Below are 17401 nucleotides of genomic sequence, written 5' to 3'. Positions count from 1 at the left end.
GATGTCAGATTCAAACCCAATTTTGTTCTCCTCTGCACAGAGCATTGAAGCTTACCAGCAGGCGATTGAACAAAGCACTCAGGCCGTGATGCAGTGGCTGAAACAGCCTGAGATGTACCAGGGCAAAACGGTCGCGGAACTGCGCGACCGTATTAAGCTGGATTTCAACCCGAAAGGGCTGGGCAACGAAGCGGCAATTGAACGCGCCGTGGAGTTCTTCCTGAAAGACAGTTTGTCCGTTCATCACCCACAGTGTGTGGCGCACCTGCACTGCCCAAGTCTGGTCGTAAGCCAGGCGGCAGAAGTGCTGATCAACGCCACTAACCAGAGTATGGACTCCTGGGATCAAAGCCCGTCCGCAACCATCATTGAGATCAAACTGATCGAATGGCTGCGTACCCGCGTGGGTTATCAGGCTGGCGACGCAGGTGTCTTCACCAGCGGTGGCACCCAGAGCAACCTGATGGGTCTGATGCTGGCTCGTGATGCGTTCTTCGCGCGTCAGGGCCACTCCGTTCAGCAGGATGGCCTGACGGGCGATCTGCGTAAGATCCGCGTACTGTGCTCAGAAAACGCGCACTTCTCCGTACAGAAAAACATGGCGCTGATGGGTCTGGGCTACCAGTCCGTGGTGCAGGTGAAAACGGACGAATTCTCGCGCATGGATCTGACCGATCTGGCGGCGAAAATCGAACAGTGCAACGCGAATGGCGAACAGATCCTGGCGATTGTCGCGACAGCAGGGACCACCGATGCCGGTGCTATTGACCCTCTGCGTGCGATTGCTGAGCTGGCGGCGAAGCAGAATATCTGGGTACACGTTGATGCGGCATGGGGCGGCGCGCTGCTGATGTCTGAGCAGTATCGTCACTACCTGGACGGCATTGAACTGGTGGATTCCGTTACTCTGGACTTCCACAAGCAGTTCTTCCAGACCATCAGCTGCGGTGCTTTCCTGCTGAAAGAAGCACGCCACTATGAACTGATGCGCTATCAGGCGGCTTACCTGAACTCTGAGTTCGACGAAGAAGCGGGCGTGCCTAACCTGGTGTCCAAATCGCTGCAGACCACGCGCCGTTTCGACGCGCTGAAGCTGTGGATGAGCCTGGAAGCGCTGGGTCAGGAGCAATACGCAGCGATCATCGATCACGGCGTGACGCTGGCACAGCAGGTTGCGGCTTATGTGCAAGAGCAGCCTGCTCTGGAACTGGTTATGCAACCGCAGCTGGCAAGCGTACTGTTCCGCTTCCGCGGACAGGTGCAGACCGATGAAGCGGGTATCGCCCTGCTGAACCAGAAAATTGGTGATGCGCTGCTGGAATCCGGCCGTGCAAACGTCGGCGTGACCGAGCATAACGGTGTCACTTGCCTGAAGCTGACGCTGTTGAACCCAACCGTGACGCTGGAAGATATTAAAATCCTGCTGTCTCTGGTTGAGCGCACCGCTCAGGAAGTTCTGGCGAAGTAATACAAAACCCCTCTTCCGCAAGGAGAGGGGTTATTTTTATACCCCTGCCCACCACATTCTGGCTTTTAATCCCCAGTAACTCGTCCACCCCGTAGTCGTGCTGACAACGTTCCCCTTCGACACAATGACCAGCGTCGGCGTTACGCTCACCTGCCATGCCTGCGACAGCGCACCGTTTTCATCATTTATCACCGGCATTTTCAGCTGTTTCTTTTCAACCCAGCGCGCAAGCTTTGCGTCATCACCGGAACGCATGGCAATACTCACCACATTGCCCCCCTCTTCTGCCAGCTTATTGACTGCAGGCGTGGTATAACGGCAGATGCTGCACCAGGTGGCCCAGACGTAAATCAGCAGCGGTCGGTCCTGACTGAGCGCCGCAATGTCGTGCATCGTGCCATCAATCCCCTGCATCGGAGTTGCACTAAACGTGGCAGGTAATGTCGGCTTGCGGTACTGATCCACACCCCACATCACGGCCAGCGCCAGCAGAACGAGTACGATCCCTTCCCGCGCCCAGCGGCGCAGTTTGCTGAATTTGCGGTTTTCCATTATGACCTCGAGAGTTAACGAAGGTCATCTTAGCGAGCTATGCGTCGTTTCGCTGTAAAGAAGTGTCGCGAGTGTACCGCTTTGCCACGCTGGTAAAACTTTAATCCTTGCGCGGTTGCCGTGTCGTGCTATGGCCATATTCGTATTGACCATAGCCTGAGTGGTAATACAGAGCTGCTGACTTCACCACGTCGTTCAGCACGGTCCCTTTTATGCACGCCCCCATTTGTTGCAGGCGCTTGATGCAGTTCTCCATCTCTTTCAGGCTGGTCTTGCCAAAGCGAGCAACCAGCAATGAAGTTGCAGCCACCCTGACTGCCACTGCGGCATCGGTAACAGCCAGCACCGGCGGGGTATCAAGGATCACAAGGTCATAATGTTCATCTGCCCACGTCATTAACACTCTGAAGCGATCGCTCATCAGCAGTTCTGAAGGTTGCGATGGAACCGGCCCACAGGTCAGCACATCAATATTGCCTTTTTCATAGCGCTGAATCGCCTCCTGACACGCACATTTTCCGTCAAGCACCCCGGAAAGTCCGGTGTGGTTTTTTAAACCGAATACGTTATGGACATATCCCTCACGCATATCCGCGTCAATGAATAACACCCTGAGCCCGGCCTGTGCCTCAATCGCAGCCAGTGAGGTGCTGACCAGCGTTTTTCCGCAGTCCTGCGTCGGGCCAGAAATCATGACGATCCGGTTAGCGGCATCCTGCAACGTGAAATGCAAGCTGGTGCGCAACCCCCGCACAGCCTCAACAAAAATATCTGCGGGCCGGTCAACAGGCAGGAAAGGCACATCGGTAATCGTGTGACTCCAGCGCGAGCCAAATACTCTTTTCCTGTGCAGGTGCGTTTTTTTCCACAGCCACATCGAACGCGGCAAGGTAGCCATCACCTGTATTCCCAGCCCTTCAAGCTGCTCAGCGGTGTTGAGACCACGTCTGAGTGCAATGCGGACCAGCACCAGCCCCATTGAGAATATCAACCCCAGCAGGGCACCAAAAACAATAATCAGCGGCTTTCGCGGTTTAACAGGGTCAGGTTGCGTCACCGCGCTGTCGATAATTCGCACATTACCGATGGCGCTGGAACGTGAGATGTTCAACTCTTGCTGACGTGTGAGTAGCTGCAGGTAGATTGTCCGACCTGACTCCACATCCCGACTGAGGCGCAAAATGTCCTGTTGAGTCGAAGGCATGGCTGAGACACGCTGATTCAGGCGAACTTTCTCCTGTACCAGCGTCTGGCGTTTTTCACGCAATGCGCGGTAATTCGGGTGATCTTTCTTGAAGAGTTGAGAAATCTCCGCCTCACGAAACGTCAACTCGTTAAGCTGGTTTTCGATATTAACAATCTGTTCAAGAACCGATTTCGCTTCCAGTGAAAGATCGACCGAGTCACGTTGTTTGCGATACTGATTCAGCCGCTCTTCGGCCTGCTCGAGCTCGATTCTGATTTTAGGTAACTGCTGCTGTAAAAACGCAAGACTTCGCGAATCCTGCGCTTCCTGACGGGCAATATTTTGCTGCAGGTAATTGCTGGCAATACGGTTGAGCACATGGGCAATACGATCAGGATCGTTGCCGGTCAGGGTGAGCGTCATTACTCCACTCTGTTTTGCCGATTCAACTACGCTAAATTGGTTGCTCAGCGCATTGATTGCCTCCAGACGGGAACAGGTTTGTAGCGTGAATTGCGTGCCCGTTGGGGCATTCAGTTTCGCCACCAGCAGGGAAATCCCCTCTTTTTCAAAAGGTTTTCCCTCCCTACCCTCAGCATAAAAATTGTCGCCTTCCAGCCGGTATGCGCCTTTTTCCAGCACCGTGAGCACAAGGGATCGTGGTTTTCCATCAACAAGTGGCAGTTGTAACCAACCAAGGGCGATCGTCGCTGGCTTACGGCCCTGCAACTGCGCCCACAACTGCCCTACGACAGGGAAAGTACGCCACGTCACGTGCTGCGTTAAACCTAATTCATCAACGGTAGCGCCCAGGATCATGCGTGATTTAAGCAGGAGTATTTCGGGTTCCACATCGGGAGACATCTCATTACCAAACTGTCTTAAATTTTTGAGCAGGCTATTATCCTGCTTTCCTTCCACCTGAATTAAGGCATCCGCGCGGTATACGGGCGTGGCCAAAAAAGCATACAGGCCTGCCAGCAAGGTAAAAATGACAGTCATCGATAAAATGACTGCACGATGATCGATCATTTCGCCGAGTAGACGAATGAGATCAATTTCATGATTTTCCGGTGTTGTGGCACCGTAACTGCCTGTTGTGTAAGACGACATTAACGCTTTATTCCTTGTTGACTCAATCGATGAGCCCATTCCTGGCTGGCTTTGCCCAGCAGTCCGAAAACATAGTCGAATGCTTCACGGCTTTTACGATAGGGATCGGGGATGTCCTGCGGCTCCAGCCATTGCCCAAAGAGCAGCGATTTGCCGCGAATTTCCGGGGCTATGGCAGAGATAAAGCGAAGATGAGCAGGTTCCATCACCAGAATAAGATCCGATTCCCGCATGATCTGCGGAGTTAATTTGCGCGCGCGATGTTCACCGAGTGAGAGCCCATGTCGCCCGGCCACGTCCTGAGCGTGGATATCCGCCGGGCTTCCTTCCAGCCCAAATATGCCTGCCGAGGTGATCTGTTTTCCCGGTAGCAACTGGCGTAACAACTGCTCTCCAATCGGTGAGCGACAAATATTGCCGGTGCAAACCACTAAGATGGAATCGAACATTATTGCGGCCACGATCTGATGTAACGGACCGTTTCGGTCAGATCATGAACACCGCTGATGGTCGGCACGAGCTGAGTAATGACGCGATTCCAGCGCGACAGCGGAGCCGTGGTGACATAAACAATGTCGTAGGGTTCAAGCTGGAATTCGGTGCCCAACACCATCGCAGAGGCATCCTGCGCATTAAGCTGATAAATGTTGGCGATTTTTCCCGCATTGTTGCCTTTAGCAATGGAGCGAATGACAAAAATACCCGTCGCATCGGCCATGTCCTGGTTCAACCCGCCCGCATTGCTCAGCGCTTCGGCAAGGGTCATCCCACTCCTGTCCATCTTCAGCGTGCTCTGCTTAATCACTTCCCCCATCACAAAGACTTTCAGTGCGTCATTGCGTGGAACAAAAAGAATATCGCCCGGGTAGAGCAGCTTATTTTGCGTCAGGTCGCCGTGCTGCATCAGCGCGTACAGAGAGAGGTGTAAATCTTTCCCCTCGTGAGTGAGAACCACATTGCGCCAGTCAGCGTCAGCAGAAAGCCCACCCGCCGCGTTGACGGCATCCATAACCGTCATTGGAATATTGGTGATAGCCTGCTGGCCAGATTTGGCGACTTCGCCAGTGACATAAGCTTTTTGCGAGCGGAAGGACGCCACGCTGACATCCACCTGCGGGCTTTCGATAACGCTCTCCAGTCGTGTGGCGATCTCCTCTCTCACTTCAGAGACCGTTTTTCCCGCCACAGTGACCTTTCCGACATAGGGATAAAAGAGGGTACCATCCGCGTTCACCCAGTTACCGGCATCACTGGCACTACGATATTGCCCAGCCGGTGTTGTCAGTTCAGGGTGATCCCAAACGGTAACGGTTAAAACATCACCTGCTCCAATGCGGTACTCCCAGTTTCTGAGCTGCTCATCCAGCTTAGGATTTGGCTGAGATTTCACGACGGCAGGACGTAATTTTTCAATCAGGGAAGGGGTAAGTGGATAAAGATCCACACGCTTATCAACATTATTATATTCATCACCCGTCGTGATGATATTTTTCCCTGATGAGCTTAATGCTTGCCCGGGAGAAAATACACAGCCAGTCAACTGACTTATCGCTAAGAATATTACAAATAGTGTAGTTGTGTTTTTCATTAAAATTAATTTATCATTCATGAGCACAACAAACGTATAACAGAAAATTCAGGAAGAATTACTGAACCCATCAACGCTCTGTTTTTCATGCAGTTAAATAAAAAAACACATCATCGAATGATGCGCTGGATTAATTTAAGAAACGGAAGGAAGTTGAATTGAAAATTAAACCGCTCCGCTTTTATAAGTTTAATTTGTCTTTAAAAAAACGCATGTCTTTCAGATCACAAACTTAGAGTAAATTTATACTTTCAGAATTAATTAAAAAACACATTTCTGTACTGAATTGCTTTTAGGAAATATCATTCATAAGCAAAATGGTATTAACCATTTGATCTACACAAAATCGTCCACTTTTGTTACATTTTTTTTCTAACAGGGTCTGCTGGGATACTTAAAATAGGCTGTCTGCCACATCGTCATCACTACAGCAGGCTGAGAGTATCAGTAACGATATAACTGGAGAAAAAATGGCTAAGCGTACATGGCTACTTCTGGGTGTAATAATGTCTCTTGCGAGTGCGGCTTCAGCAGCCCCGCAAACAGCGTCAGCGTCTGGCGGCATCAAAGCTTATGAAGAACAAGAGTTCATCGCTGATTTCACGAAGTTCAAAATTGGCGACACCGCACCTGCGCAGTATCAAACGCCCGAGTACACCATCAAACAGTACCAGTTGCGTAACCTCCCGGCACCGGATGCCGGTACACACTGGACCTATATGGGCGAGAATTACGTCCTGATCGGTGATACTGATGGCAAAATCTACAAAGCCTATAACGGAGATATCTTCTATCATCGCTGATTCGATCCTGATTCGCCCGTGGCAGGAGAGCGATCGCCCTTTCCTGCGCACGCTCTACCTCCACGCCCGGCGTGAAGCCTGGCCGTGGCTGGACAATTCACAGTGGCAGCTTGAAGACTTTGATGCAGCAACCCGTGACGAAGTAATTTGGGTCGCCGTGCAGAACGGTCATCGCCTGGGTTTTGCTTCAGTCTGGACGAACGATAATTTCCTGCACAACCTGTTTGTTGACCCGCAGTATCAGAGCCTTGGAGTCGGACACTTGCTCCTGGAGCAGGTGCAGAAGACGTTTACCAGCACAGGTTCGCTTAAGTGTCTGGAGAAGAATTCGCGGGCTGTTGCGTTTTACCAGCGACACGGCTGGCACATTGAGTCGAAGGGAATTTCTCCGGACGGAGAGTACTATCTGATGCATTACCGGCTTGGGTAAAGTCAGGTGGCGCTACGCTTACCTGACCTACAAAACCGTATTCCGTAGGCCGGGTAAGGCGAAACCGCCACCCGGCAATTCGGAGCTGGGAACTTACACCGCGCGGAACGCGATATCACCCGGTATCACTTCACCCTGCCAGTAAAGCTGCGCTGCAACGCGCCCCGCCAGCTTGCGATACATCTCAGCAAATTCGCTGTCCGGACGGCTGACGACCGTCGGTTTTCCGCTGTCGAGATCCTCACGCAGAGTGATATGCAGCGGCATCTGGCCCAGCAGTTGGGTGTGATATTTCGCGGCCAGTTTTTCTGCCCCACCCGTACCAAAGATTGGTTCGTGGTGACCGCAGTTGCTGCAGATGTGCATGCTCATGTTTTCAACAATACCGAGCACCGGCACTTCCACTTTCTCGAACATCACGATGCCTTTTTTGGCGTCAATCAGCGCGATATCCTGCGGCGTGGTCACCACAACCGCTCCCGTAACCGGAATATTCTGCGCCAGCGTGAGCTGAATATCACCGGTGCCCGGTGGCATATCCAGCACCAGATAATCCAGATCCGGCCACATCGTCTCCTGCAGCATCTGCATCAGCGCTTTGCTGGCCATCGGGCCACGCCAGACCATGGCGTTATCATCGGTGACAAGATACCCAATGGAGTTGGTCGCCAGACCGTGAGCCATGATGGGTGCCATGTGAGTGCCATCCGGCGAGGTTGGACGCTGGTTTTCCGCCCCCAGCATGTTTGGAATAGAAGGCCCGTAGATATCGGCATCCAGAATACCGACCTTTGCCCCTTCTGCCGCCAGCGCCAGCGCCAGGTTAACCGCGGTGGAGGATTTACCTACCCCGCCTTTGCCTGAACTTACGGCAATTATATTTTTCACACCGTTCACGCCCGGCTGGTTTTTCACCCGCTTCAGGGTAGCGATGCTGTGGGTCAGCTTCCAGTCAATCGCTTTTGCACCGGTAATGCGCAGCAGTTCAGAGCTGGTTTGCTCTTTCAACGCGTCAAATGCGCTGGTCCAGACGAATGGCATCTGCAACTCAATGTGCAGGGTATCGTCCAGCCAGGCGACGTGGTGCAACGCTTTCAGCGTCGTAAGATTATGTTTCAGGGTTGGATGCTGAAAGTTAGCCAGCGTCCCGGCGACCATTGCTCGTAAGGCTTCCGGTGATTTGGCCTGGGATTGAGAACTCATCCCGACTCCTTTGTTCTTGTGAATAAGACCTTAGATGAACAAGTTTACCTGAAAGGCCGTGGTTTGTGCTTACTTAATAATGCCCCTTTTGGTAATATCAAAAACCCTTTTCACAGTTAAAAGAAGTAATGCCTACTATGACTCAAGTCGCGAAGAAAATTCTGGTAACGTGCGCACTGCCGTACGCCAACGGCTCAATCCACCTCGGCCACATGCTGGAGCATATCCAGGCTGATGTCTGGGTCCGTTACCAGCGAATGCGCGGCCACGAGGTTAATTTCATCTGTGCGGACGATGCCCACGGCACGCCGATCATGCTGAAAGCTCAGCAACTGGGGATTTCCCCGGAGCAGATGATTGCCGAAATGAGTCAGGAGCATCAGACTGATTTTGCTGGCTTTGACATCAGCTACGACAACTATCACTCCACGCACAGCGACGAAAACCGTGAGCTGTCGGAGCTGATCTACACGCGTCTGAAAGAGAACGGTTTTATCAAAAACCGCACCATCTCCCAGCTGTACGATCCGGAAAAAGGCATGTTCCTGCCGGACCGTTTCGTCAAAGGCACCTGTCCAAAATGTAAATCCCCGGACCAGTACGGCGATAACTGCGAAGTGTGCGGCGCGACCTACAGCCCGACCGAGCTTATCGAGCCGAAATCCGTGGTGTCCGGCGCAACGCCTGTGATGCGTGACTCCGAGCACTTCTTCTTCGACCTGCCATCCTTCAGTGAAATGCTGCAGGCATGGACCCGCAGCGGCGCGCTGCAGGAGCAGGTAGCGAACAAGATGCAGGAGTGGTTCGAGTCCGGTCTGCAGCAGTGGGATATCTCCCGCGATGCACCGTACTTTGGTTTCGAAATTCCGAATGCACCGGGTAAATATTTCTACGTCTGGCTGGACGCGCCAATCGGCTACATGGGCTCCTTCAAGAACCTGTGCGACAAGCGTGGCGACACCGTCAGCTTCGACGAATACTGGAAGAAAGATTCCACAGCCGAGCTGTATCACTTCATCGGTAAAGACATCGTCTACTTCCACAGTCTGTTCTGGCCAGCAATGCTGGAAGGCAGCAACTTCCGCAAGCCGACCAATTTGTTCGTACACGGCTACGTGACGGTAAACGGCGCGAAGATGTCCAAATCCCGCGGGACGTTCATCAAAGCCAGCACCTGGCTGAACCACTTCGATGCGGACAGCCTGCGCTACTACTACACCGCGAAGCTCTCTTCCCGCATCGACGATATCGACCTGAACCTGGAAGATTTCGTGCAGCGCGTGAACGCCGACATCGTCAACAAAGTGGTGAACCTGGCATCCCGTAACGCGGGCTTTATCGCCAAGCGTTTTGACGGCGTGATGGCAGCCGAACTGGCTGACCCAGCCCTGTACAAAACCTTCACCGATGCTGCAGCCACTATTGGCGAAGCGTGGGAAGCGCGTGAGTTCGGTAAAGCCGTGCGTGAAATTATGGCGCTGGCAGACCTGGCTAACCGCTATGTGGACGAGCAGGCTCCGTGGGTTGTGGCGAAACAGGAAGGCCGTGATGCCGATCTTCAGGCTATCTGCTCCATGGGGATCAACCTGTTCCGCGTACTGATGACGTACCTGAAGCCGGTTCTGCCACAGCTTGCTACACGTGCAGAAGCGTACCTGAACACTGAACTGACCTGGGATGCGATTGCTCAGCCGCTGCTCGGCCACAAGGTGAACACCTTTAAAGCGCTGTACAACCGCATCGAGATGAAGCAGGTTGAAGCGCTGGTTGAAGCTTCGAAAGAAGAGGTGAAAGCCGCTGCTGCGCCGGTTACCGGCCCGCTGGCTGACGATCCGATTCAGGACACCATCACCTTTGATGATTTCGCGAAAGTTGACCTGCGCGTGGCGCTGATTGAAAACGCGGAGTTTGTGGATGGCTCCGATAAACTGCTGCGTCTGACGCTGGATCTGGGCGGCGAGAAACGTAATGTCTTCTCGGGTATTCGTTCTGCGTATCCAGACCCACAGGTGCTGATTGGCCGCCAGACGGTCATGGTGGCTAACCTGGCACCACGCAAAATGCGCTTTGGTATTTCTGAAGGCATGGTGATGGCCGCAGGCCCTGGCGGGAAAGATATCTTCCTGTTAAGTCCTGACGAAGGCGCGAAGCCTGGTCAGCAGGTGAAATAACAAAAAAGCCGGAGATAATCTCCGGCTTTTTTTATGGCTTCGCGCTGTGTATGCGATTCGTCAGCCCGCGCAAGAAATAGCGCATAAACTGGTCTCCGCACTCGCGATAGTTCTTATGGTCCGGGGCACGCATCATGGCGGTGATCTCTGGCATCGAGACGCGGAATTTCTGCTCGGTCATGATCGCCAGGATATCGTCAGTCTTCAGTGAAAACGCAATACGCAGCTTTTTCAGCACCGTATTGTTGTTTACGCGACGCTCCAGCGCCAGCTCTGGCGCAGACTCATCTTTACCGCGCTTGTCATAGATCAGGCCGTTCAGGAAGCCAGACAGAATAATGTCCGGGCAGCGGACAAAGCCCTCTTCGTCTTCTTTGGTCATCCAGGTATCGAAACCGGCCGACGTGGACTCCATGTCGGAGAGCGCAAGAATGCGCACCATGTCGTTATTATTCGCTTTAAGGGTGTAGCGCAGGCTACGGAGTATATCGTTACTGAGCATAGAGCCTTCGAATGTCGATGATGCAATGGCGCGCAGTGTACCAGCTTTACAGGCCAATCGCCTCTTTCAAACTCTTCAGGTAGCGACGGCTAACCGGCACCGTTTGCCCGGCGCGCAGCACCAGCTCTGCCTGACCGTTGTCTTCCAGGCGGATCTCTTTCAGGTGCGCCATATTGACCAGATACTGGCGATGGCAGCGAATGAGCGGCGTACGGCTCTCCAGCGTCCGCAAGGTCAACTCGGTAAACCCTTCATTTCCTTCCGCACTGGTGACAAATACGCCGCTCAGGCGGCTGCTGACAAATGCCACATCATCCATCTGCAAAAGATAAATCCGGCTGTGTCCAGTGCAGGGGATAAACTTCAGCGGCTGCTGGTTCTCGGGCAACAGCGTGACATCCTGAACGGTACGCTCCTGGCGTAATCGGGTCAGGGTCTTTTCCAGCCGCTTCTCTTCAATTGGCTTGAGTAAATAATCAAACGCATGTTCCTCAAAGGCTTTAACGGCATATTCGTCGAATGCGGTTAAAAACACGATGTAGGGACGATGCTCCGGATCGAGCATCCCGACCATCTCCAGCCCGCTGATTCGGGGCATCTGAATGTCGAGGAACAGTACGTCCGGGCGCAGTTTGTGGACAGCACCGATAGCCTCAATGGCGTTCGCACACTCACCCACAATCTCAATATCAGGCTGCTCCTGCAGCAGAACGCGCAGGTTTTCCCGTGCCAGCGGCTCGTCATCCACAATCAGCACTCTTAACATGCGTTTTCCTCCAGCGGCAGTCGTACGGTAATTCGGGTAAATCGATCGGGCTCACAGGCGACGGTGATGCCGCAGTCATCGCCAAAATGGGCACGCAGACGTTTATCTACCAGACTCATCCCTAAACCCCCTGTAGCGGAAGGCTGGTAAAGCCCGGCGTTATCTTCGATATCGAGCACCAGATGATGATTAAAACGGCTGGCGGAAATAGTGACCTCCCCGATACCCAGAAGCTGTGAGGTACCGTGTTTGATGGCATTTTCTACAATAGGCTGCAGGGTAAAAGCAGGAAGATGTTGATGGGCCAGCTCATCCGGGACGGAGAGCGACACCTGCAGGCGCGACTGGAAACGTGCCTGCTCAATCTGTAGATAAGCATTAACGTGCTCAATCTCATCGGCCAGGGTCACGATCTCAGAAGGACGCTTCAGGTTCTTACGGAAAAAGGTCGACAGAAACTGCACCAGCTGCGCGGCCTGATCGCTGTCGCGCCGAATGACCGCTTTGAGCGTATTGAGAGCATTAAACAGGAAGTGCGGGTTCACCTGAGCATGCAGGAGTTTGATCTCTGACTGGGTCAGCAACGCCTTCTGGCGCTCATACTGCCCGGCCAGGATCTGTGCGGAAAGCAACTGGGCGATCCCCTCCCCCAGCGTGCGGTTGATGGAACTGAACAGGCGATTTTTCGCTTCATACAGTTTGATGGTACCCATCACTCTCTGGTTTTCTCCGCGCAACGGAATGACCAGCGTAGAACCCAGTTTGCACTGCGGATGCAGCGAACATCGATAAGGCACTTCGTTACCATCGGCATAAACCACTTCACCAGTTTCAATGGCGCGCAACGTATAGGCTGAGGAGATGGGTTTCCCAGGCAAATGGTGATCGTCCCCGGTACCGGTAAAAGCCAGTAGCCGCTCACGGTCTGTTATCGCCACGGCACCGATATCCAGCTCTTTATAGAGAACCAGCGCAACCTTCATGCTGTTTTCTTCGTTAAAGCCCTGGCGCAGGATCCCTTCCGTCGAAGCGGCAACCTTCAGCGCAGTTGCGGAAAACGCCGAGGTGTACTTCTCAAACATGGCACGTTTATCGAGCAAAATACGCATAAACAGCGCCGCCCCCACGGTGTTGGTCACCATCATCGGGGCGGCAATGCTGCTGACCAGGTGTAGCGCATCCTCAAACGGGCGGGCAATCAGCAAAATGATCGCCATCTGCGCCATTTCAGCGACAAAGGTAATCGCACCTGCGGTCAGTGGGCTGAAGACTTTATCCGGACGGCCACGTTTGATCAGATAGCTATGCACCAGGCCACCGAGCAGCCCTTCTACAATCGTGGAAATCATGCAACTGAGTGCCGTCATCCCGCCCATGGAATAGCGATGCAGGCCACCCGTTAAACCGACAAGACCACCGACGACGGGACCGCCCAACAGTCCGCCCATCACCGCACCGATAGCGCGCGTATTGGCAATAGAGTCTTCGATATGAAGACCAAACCAGGTCCCCATAATGCAGAATATGGAAAATACGACGTAGCAGAGAAATTTGTGCGGCAGGCGGACGGTGACTTGCATCAGCGGAATAAACAGGCGCGTTTTGCTCATCAGCCAGGCGATGACAAGGAACACGCACATCTGCTGAAGCAACAGCAGCACCAGATTAAACTCGTACATACTCAAAACCGCACACGCTAAAAACGCGTAACATACACTGATAAGGGGCTACTTTCTTTGAAGCACCCCAAAAAAGCGCAAAATCGTGTCCGTTATCACACCTTTTTCTGAATATCGCGCATGCTTCGCATTGTTTGTTCAAAAATCAATCAATTCTTCCTGGTTCGGCAAAGTGGGTCTACATTTAAACTGGGAAAGCGTGAGCCAGGGGGCGAATATGGCGCTTTACACAATAGGTGAAGTAGCACTCCTTTGTGATATCAATCCCGTTACCCTACGGGCGTGGCAACGGCGGTATGGATTACTCAAGCCGCAAAGAACAGATGGCGGACATCGCCTTTTCAACGATGCCGATATCGACCGGATCCGTGAGATTAAAAGCTGGATCGACAACGGTGTGCAGGTTGGCAAAGTAAAGTCTCTGCTTTGCCAGGACGATCCTGACACACAGCACCTCTGGCGCGAACAACAGGAAACCCTGCTAAGACTTCTGCAGGCAGGCAACCTGCAGCGCCTGCGCGCATGGATAAAAGAGCAAGGGCGCGATTATCCGGCACAAACGCTGATCACGCATCTTTTCATACCGCTTCGCCGTCGTCTGCAGTGCCAACAGTCCACCCTGCAGGCGCTGCTCAGTATGCTCGATGGTGTGCTTATCAACTACATTGCCGTCTGTCTTGCCTCCGCGAAGAGCAAGGCCGGGAAAGATGCGCTGGTGGTCGGATGGAACGTGCACGATACCACCCGCCTGTGGCTGGAAGCCTGGATTGCAACGCAAAAGGGCTGGCGCGTGGATGTCCTTGCGCATTCGCTGGCACAGCTGCGGCCCGAATTTTTCGATGGTCAGACTCTGCTGGTCTGGTGTGGCGAAGTGCCATCCGCCTCGCAGCAACAGCTGCTGACGGAATGGCGTGAACATGGTTACCCGGTTTACTCACTTGGCCCGGATGAACAGTAACGGCATTTAATGGTTCATTAACAGCTGCGCTTCACCGTATAATTGTTCCGTTAACAACAGGAGCAGATGATGAAGGCAACCAAACTGGCCATTATTACCCTTTTTGTCCTGATGGCCGTAAGCGGTATCGGCGGCGTGATGCTGGCAGGATACTCGTTTATTGTTCGCGGCGGTGTCGGCTGAGGTGCAGCGTCAGCCGCTCAAAAACGCGATCGACGACGATCGCCGCCAGCGCGACCAGCACCGCCCCCTGCACAATATAGGCCGTATTAAACCCGCTTAAGCCGATTATAATCGGCGTTCCCAGCGTATTGGCTCCTACCGTCGACGCAATTGTTGCCGTTCCGATGTTGATAATGACCGACGTGCGGATCCCGGCAATAATAACGGGCGCCGCTAATGGCAATTCAACCTTACGTAGCTGCTGCCCGCGACTCATTCCCATCCCTTCAGCCACACTCAATACAGATGCAGGTACTGCCGCGATACCCGCCAGCGTGCCCTGCAGAATGGGCAATACGCCATATAAAATCAGCGCAATAATTGCCGGTTGCTGACCAAAGCCCATGACCGGAACCGCTATCGCCAGCACCGCCACCGGCGGAAACGTCTGACCAATGGCCGCTATCGTCTCAACCAGCGGACGAAATTCCCGGCCTGCTGGCCGTGTCACCGCAATACCCGCCCCCACTCCCAGCACAACAGCAATAGCGCTTGAGAGGACCACCAGCCAGAGATGTGCCAGGGCAAGATTAATAAAGCTCTCCTGCTGATAAACCGGTCGTGGCAGCCCGGGAAAAAGGGTGCTAAACAGCGCCGCGCTGTGTGGCATCAGAAACAGTAAGGCGACAAAGATGGCTACCAGCCAGAGAAGTGGATCACGCAGTGTTTTCACGTATCACCTCCCCGGCCAGCAGATCGCGAAAATGCAAGGCACCACAAGGCGCACCGTGGGCGTCCGCAACAGGTAGCACCTCACACTGACCCGCAACAAACGCGGAGAGCGCATCCCGCAGGCTCATCTGCTTCTGCAACGGCTCACCGCTCACTGGCGCATCTTCCCGACGCATATAGTCGCTGACCGTCCGCAGGGAGAGCAGCCTGACCCCCAATTCACTGCGGCCAAAAAACTCACGCACAAAATCACTTTTCGGATGGCTTAACAGTTCGAGCGGGGTCCCCTGCTGAACCACTTCGCCGTGATCCATCAGCACCAGATGGTCGGCCAGGCGCAGGGCTTCATCAATATCGTGCGTCACGAGAACGATCGTACGTCCGAGAATGCGGTGAATACGGGTCATTTCCGTTTGTAGCGCCCCGCGCGTGACCGGGTCAAGCGCACCAAAGGGTTCATCCATCAACAATACCTGTGGGTTGGCCGCCAGGGCGCGCGCTACCCCCACCCGCTGCTGCTGTCCCCCGGAAAGCTGGTGCGGATAGCGGTCACGCAGTGTGGACTCTAGCCCCAGTAGAGACATCAGTTCATCAACTCTGTCAGCTATTTTTGCCCGCGACCACTTCTCCAGCTGCAGCACGGTGGCAATGTTCTGCGCCACCGTCCAGTGCGGAAACAGGCCTATCGACTGAATGGCATATCCCATCCGGCGGCGCAACTCCAGCACCGGCAGGCTGCGGATCTCCTCTCCGGCAAAGCGGATCAAACCGCTATCATGCTCAACCAGACGATTGATCATCTTCAGGGTGGTGGATTTTCCCGAGCCCGAGGTACCTATCAGCACGGAAAACGCCCCCTCGGCAAAGTTCAGGTTCAGATGGCTTGCCGCCGGGCGTCCCGCAAAAGTTTTACTGACATCATGAAATTCAATCATTGGCTTTTCTCCTGAGCAGCGCGAGCCATAAGGCAAACAGCGCGTCGACAACAACCGCCAGCGCAATCGTAGGAACCACGCCTAATAACACCAGATCCAGGGCACTACTCAGCAGCCCCTGGAATACCAGCGCGCCAAAACCACCCGCACCAATCAGCGCCGCAATGACCGCCATGCCAACGGTTTGCACCGCCACTACCCGCAGGCTACGCAGCAGGAGAGGCAGTGCCAGCGGAAGCTGTATCTGCCAGAAACATTGTCGCGTGCTCATCCCCATCGCATGGGCGCTTTCCAGCACATCAGGGGCGACCTGACTTAAGCCCGCGACCACGCCGCGTACCAGCGGCAACAGTGCATACAACACCAGCGCGATCAGAGCGGGGGTTAATCCCGTACCGGCGATACCTATTGTTCCCAACACAGGAAATGACTTCACCAGCCCGGCCAGAGGGGCAATCAGCAGACCAAACAGCGCAACGGAAGGGATAGTCTGGATAACGTTCAGCACGGCAAAAACGCCCCCCTGACGTGAAGGGTGACGATAGCACCACATGCCCAACGGGATCCCGAGCAGGAGAGCCGGGAAGAGCGTCCCGAAGAGAATGGTCAGATGTTGCGTCAGGGCATCATCAAACACCTCCTGACGGTTGGCGTACTCCTTTAACAGCGAGAGATTATTCAGTTCGCCACTAAACAGCAGGAGCAATGGAATAACCCATATCTGTGCATTAAGCACCCAACGCCAGACGGACGCAGAGATGAGGCGACGTATAGCATCGCTGCAGGCGAGCAGGCACAACGCCAGCCACAGCCACAGGCCGCTCCCCACCGTTGTTCTTGCCAGCGGGCTTTCCGCCGAAGCCATATGCGTTGCCGCAAGCCCGGCTCCCCAGAAAAGGGTGATAAAAAGCCCTTCAGAGAGCAGCAACGTCAACCATTGTGCTGTACGACCTTGCCAGAGCGATAGCGCAACCCACGCCCCCGGTGCCACCGCAAGCAACCACGGTGTAAACGACCAGACTTCCCAGAGAGAACGCCCCTCCCCCGACATCAGGCGATTAGGGGCGACATTCACAAACGGTAACGCGACCGCTGCGATGGTCACACAGGCCAACAGCAGCAGGACGCGGTTATGACATTTTATTGGCACAGC

Annotated in this window: 17 protein-coding genes; 6 read left to right on the top strand and 11 right to left on the bottom strand. The window is 54.0% G+C overall.

Going from position 1 to position 17401, the window contains the following annotated elements; translation table 11 throughout:
• Nucleotide 1 precedes the first annotated feature (1 nt).
• Nucleotides 2-1468, top strand: a complete 1467-nt coding sequence (locus tag AC0XWG_RS15345; RefSeq protein ID WP_028016337.1) for a pyridoxal phosphate-dependent decarboxylase family protein — start codon at nt 2-4, stop codon at nt 1466-1468.
• Between the two features lie 36 nt (nt 1469-1504).
• On the opposite strand, the gene AC0XWG_RS15340 is transcribed toward AC0XWG_RS15345, so the two are convergent.
• The 4 genes from AC0XWG_RS15340 to AC0XWG_RS15325 form a co-directional block, all read right to left on the bottom strand.
• Nucleotides 1505-2020 carry a protein disulfide oxidoreductase gene (locus AC0XWG_RS15340; protein ID WP_475680793.1) on the bottom strand — a complete coding sequence of 172 codons (516 nt, stop codon included), beginning with the start codon at nt 2018-2020 and terminating at the stop codon, nt 1505-1507.
• Between the two features lie 100 nt (nt 2021-2120).
• Nucleotides 2121-4319, bottom strand: coding sequence for a tyrosine-protein kinase (etk, locus tag AC0XWG_RS15335; protein ID WP_475680792.1), 2199 nt, complete (start codon nt 4317-4319; stop codon nt 2121-2123).
• Entirely contained in the window at nt 4319-4768 is a 450-nt protein-coding gene (locus AC0XWG_RS15330) for an arsenate reductase/protein-tyrosine-phosphatase family protein (protein WP_028016334.1), read from the bottom strand. Before AC0XWG_RS15330 ends, etk begins: the two co-directional genes overlap by 1 nt.
• A complete protein-coding gene (locus AC0XWG_RS15325) occupies nt 4768-5907 on the bottom strand; it encodes a polysaccharide export protein (RefSeq protein WP_028016333.1) in 1140 nt (379 codons plus the stop codon). Before AC0XWG_RS15325 ends, AC0XWG_RS15330 begins: the two co-directional genes overlap by 1 nt.
• A gap of 470 nt (nt 5908-6377) precedes the next feature.
• Here AC0XWG_RS15325 and AC0XWG_RS15320 point away from each other — a divergent pair, with 470 nt between their 5' ends.
• The gene (locus tag AC0XWG_RS15320; RefSeq protein ID WP_128347454.1) at nt 6378-6710 is read left to right on the top strand and encodes an RcnB family protein; all 333 of its coding nucleotides are present in this window, start codon (nt 6378-6380) and stop codon (nt 6708-6710) included.
• Entirely contained in the window at nt 6661-7140 is a 480-nt protein-coding gene (locus tag AC0XWG_RS15315; RefSeq protein WP_128347453.1) for a GNAT family N-acetyltransferase, read from the top strand. The genes AC0XWG_RS15320 and AC0XWG_RS15315 overlap by 50 nt, the downstream gene beginning before the upstream one ends.
• Before the next feature lie 93 nt (nt 7141-7233).
• On the opposite strand, the gene apbC is transcribed toward AC0XWG_RS15315, so the two are convergent.
• Nucleotides 7234-8343 carry an iron-sulfur cluster carrier protein ApbC gene (gene apbC, locus AC0XWG_RS15310; RefSeq protein WP_128347452.1) on the bottom strand — a complete coding sequence of 370 codons (1110 nt, stop codon included), beginning with the start codon at nt 8341-8343 and terminating at the stop codon, nt 7234-7236.
• Between the two features lie 137 nt (nt 8344-8480).
• Between apbC and metG the strand changes: the two genes are divergently transcribed.
• A complete protein-coding gene (gene metG, locus AC0XWG_RS15305; protein ID WP_475680791.1) occupies nt 8481-10514 on the top strand; it encodes a methionine--tRNA ligase in 2034 nt (677 codons plus the stop codon).
• 31 nt (nt 10515-10545) lie between these two features.
• Here the strand turns inward: metG and AC0XWG_RS15300 are convergent, their stop codons facing one another.
• Genes AC0XWG_RS15300 through AC0XWG_RS15290 form a run of 3 tightly spaced genes read right to left on the bottom strand, consistent with a single transcriptional unit; the run spans nt 10546 to nt 13461 of the window.
• Nucleotides 10546-11016: a YehS family protein gene (locus tag AC0XWG_RS15300; RefSeq protein ID WP_028016328.1), complete on the bottom strand. Its 471-nt coding sequence runs from the start codon at nt 11014-11016 to the stop codon at nt 10546-10548.
• Between the two features lie 46 nt (nt 11017-11062).
• Nucleotides 11063-11782 (bottom strand): two-component system response regulator BtsR, encoded by a 720-nt coding sequence (gene btsR, locus AC0XWG_RS15295; RefSeq protein WP_024908144.1) that lies wholly within the window; start codon nt 11780-11782, stop codon nt 11063-11065.
• Entirely contained in the window at nt 11776-13461 is a 1686-nt protein-coding gene (locus AC0XWG_RS15290; RefSeq protein WP_208594236.1) for a sensor histidine kinase, read from the bottom strand. The genes btsR and AC0XWG_RS15290 overlap by 7 nt, the downstream gene beginning before the upstream one ends.
• 217 nt (nt 13462-13678) lie before the next feature.
• Between AC0XWG_RS15290 and mlrA the strand changes: the two genes are divergently transcribed.
• Both mlrA and AC0XWG_RS15280 read left to right on the top strand, forming a co-directional pair.
• Nucleotides 13679-14419 (top strand): HTH-type transcriptional regulator MlrA, encoded by a 741-nt coding sequence (gene mlrA / locus AC0XWG_RS15285; protein WP_108090788.1) that lies wholly within the window; start codon nt 13679-13681, stop codon nt 14417-14419.
• Nucleotides 14420-14488: 69 nt separating this feature from the next.
• Nucleotides 14489-14602, top strand: a complete 114-nt coding sequence (locus tag AC0XWG_RS15280) for a protein YohO (protein WP_008500895.1) — start codon at nt 14489-14491, stop codon at nt 14600-14602.
• Here AC0XWG_RS15280 and AC0XWG_RS15275 read toward each other — a convergent pair.
• Genes AC0XWG_RS15275 through AC0XWG_RS15265 form a run of 3 tightly spaced genes read right to left on the bottom strand, consistent with a single transcriptional unit; the run spans nt 14577 to nt 17398 of the window.
• Nucleotides 14577-15314 carry an ABC transporter permease gene (locus AC0XWG_RS15275; RefSeq protein ID WP_028016326.1) on the bottom strand — a complete coding sequence of 246 codons (738 nt, stop codon included), beginning with the start codon at nt 15312-15314 and terminating at the stop codon, nt 14577-14579. The genes AC0XWG_RS15280 and AC0XWG_RS15275 overlap by 26 nt on opposite strands.
• The gene (locus tag AC0XWG_RS15270; protein ID WP_028016325.1) at nt 15298-16248 is read right to left on the bottom strand and encodes an ABC transporter ATP-binding protein; all 951 of its coding nucleotides are present in this window, start codon (nt 16246-16248) and stop codon (nt 15298-15300) included. Before AC0XWG_RS15270 ends, AC0XWG_RS15275 begins: the two co-directional genes overlap by 17 nt.
• The gene (locus AC0XWG_RS15265) at nt 16241-17398 is read right to left on the bottom strand and encodes an ABC transporter permease (protein WP_475680790.1); all 1158 of its coding nucleotides are present in this window, start codon (nt 17396-17398) and stop codon (nt 16241-16243) included. Before AC0XWG_RS15265 ends, AC0XWG_RS15270 begins: the two co-directional genes overlap by 8 nt.
• Nucleotides 17399-17401: the final 3 nt, after the last annotated feature.

Source organism: Enterobacter sp. DVT3837 (genome assembly GCF_056238685.1).
Note: the sequence above shows the minus strand (reverse complement) of the source record. Positions and strands in the feature narration are given on the sequence as shown.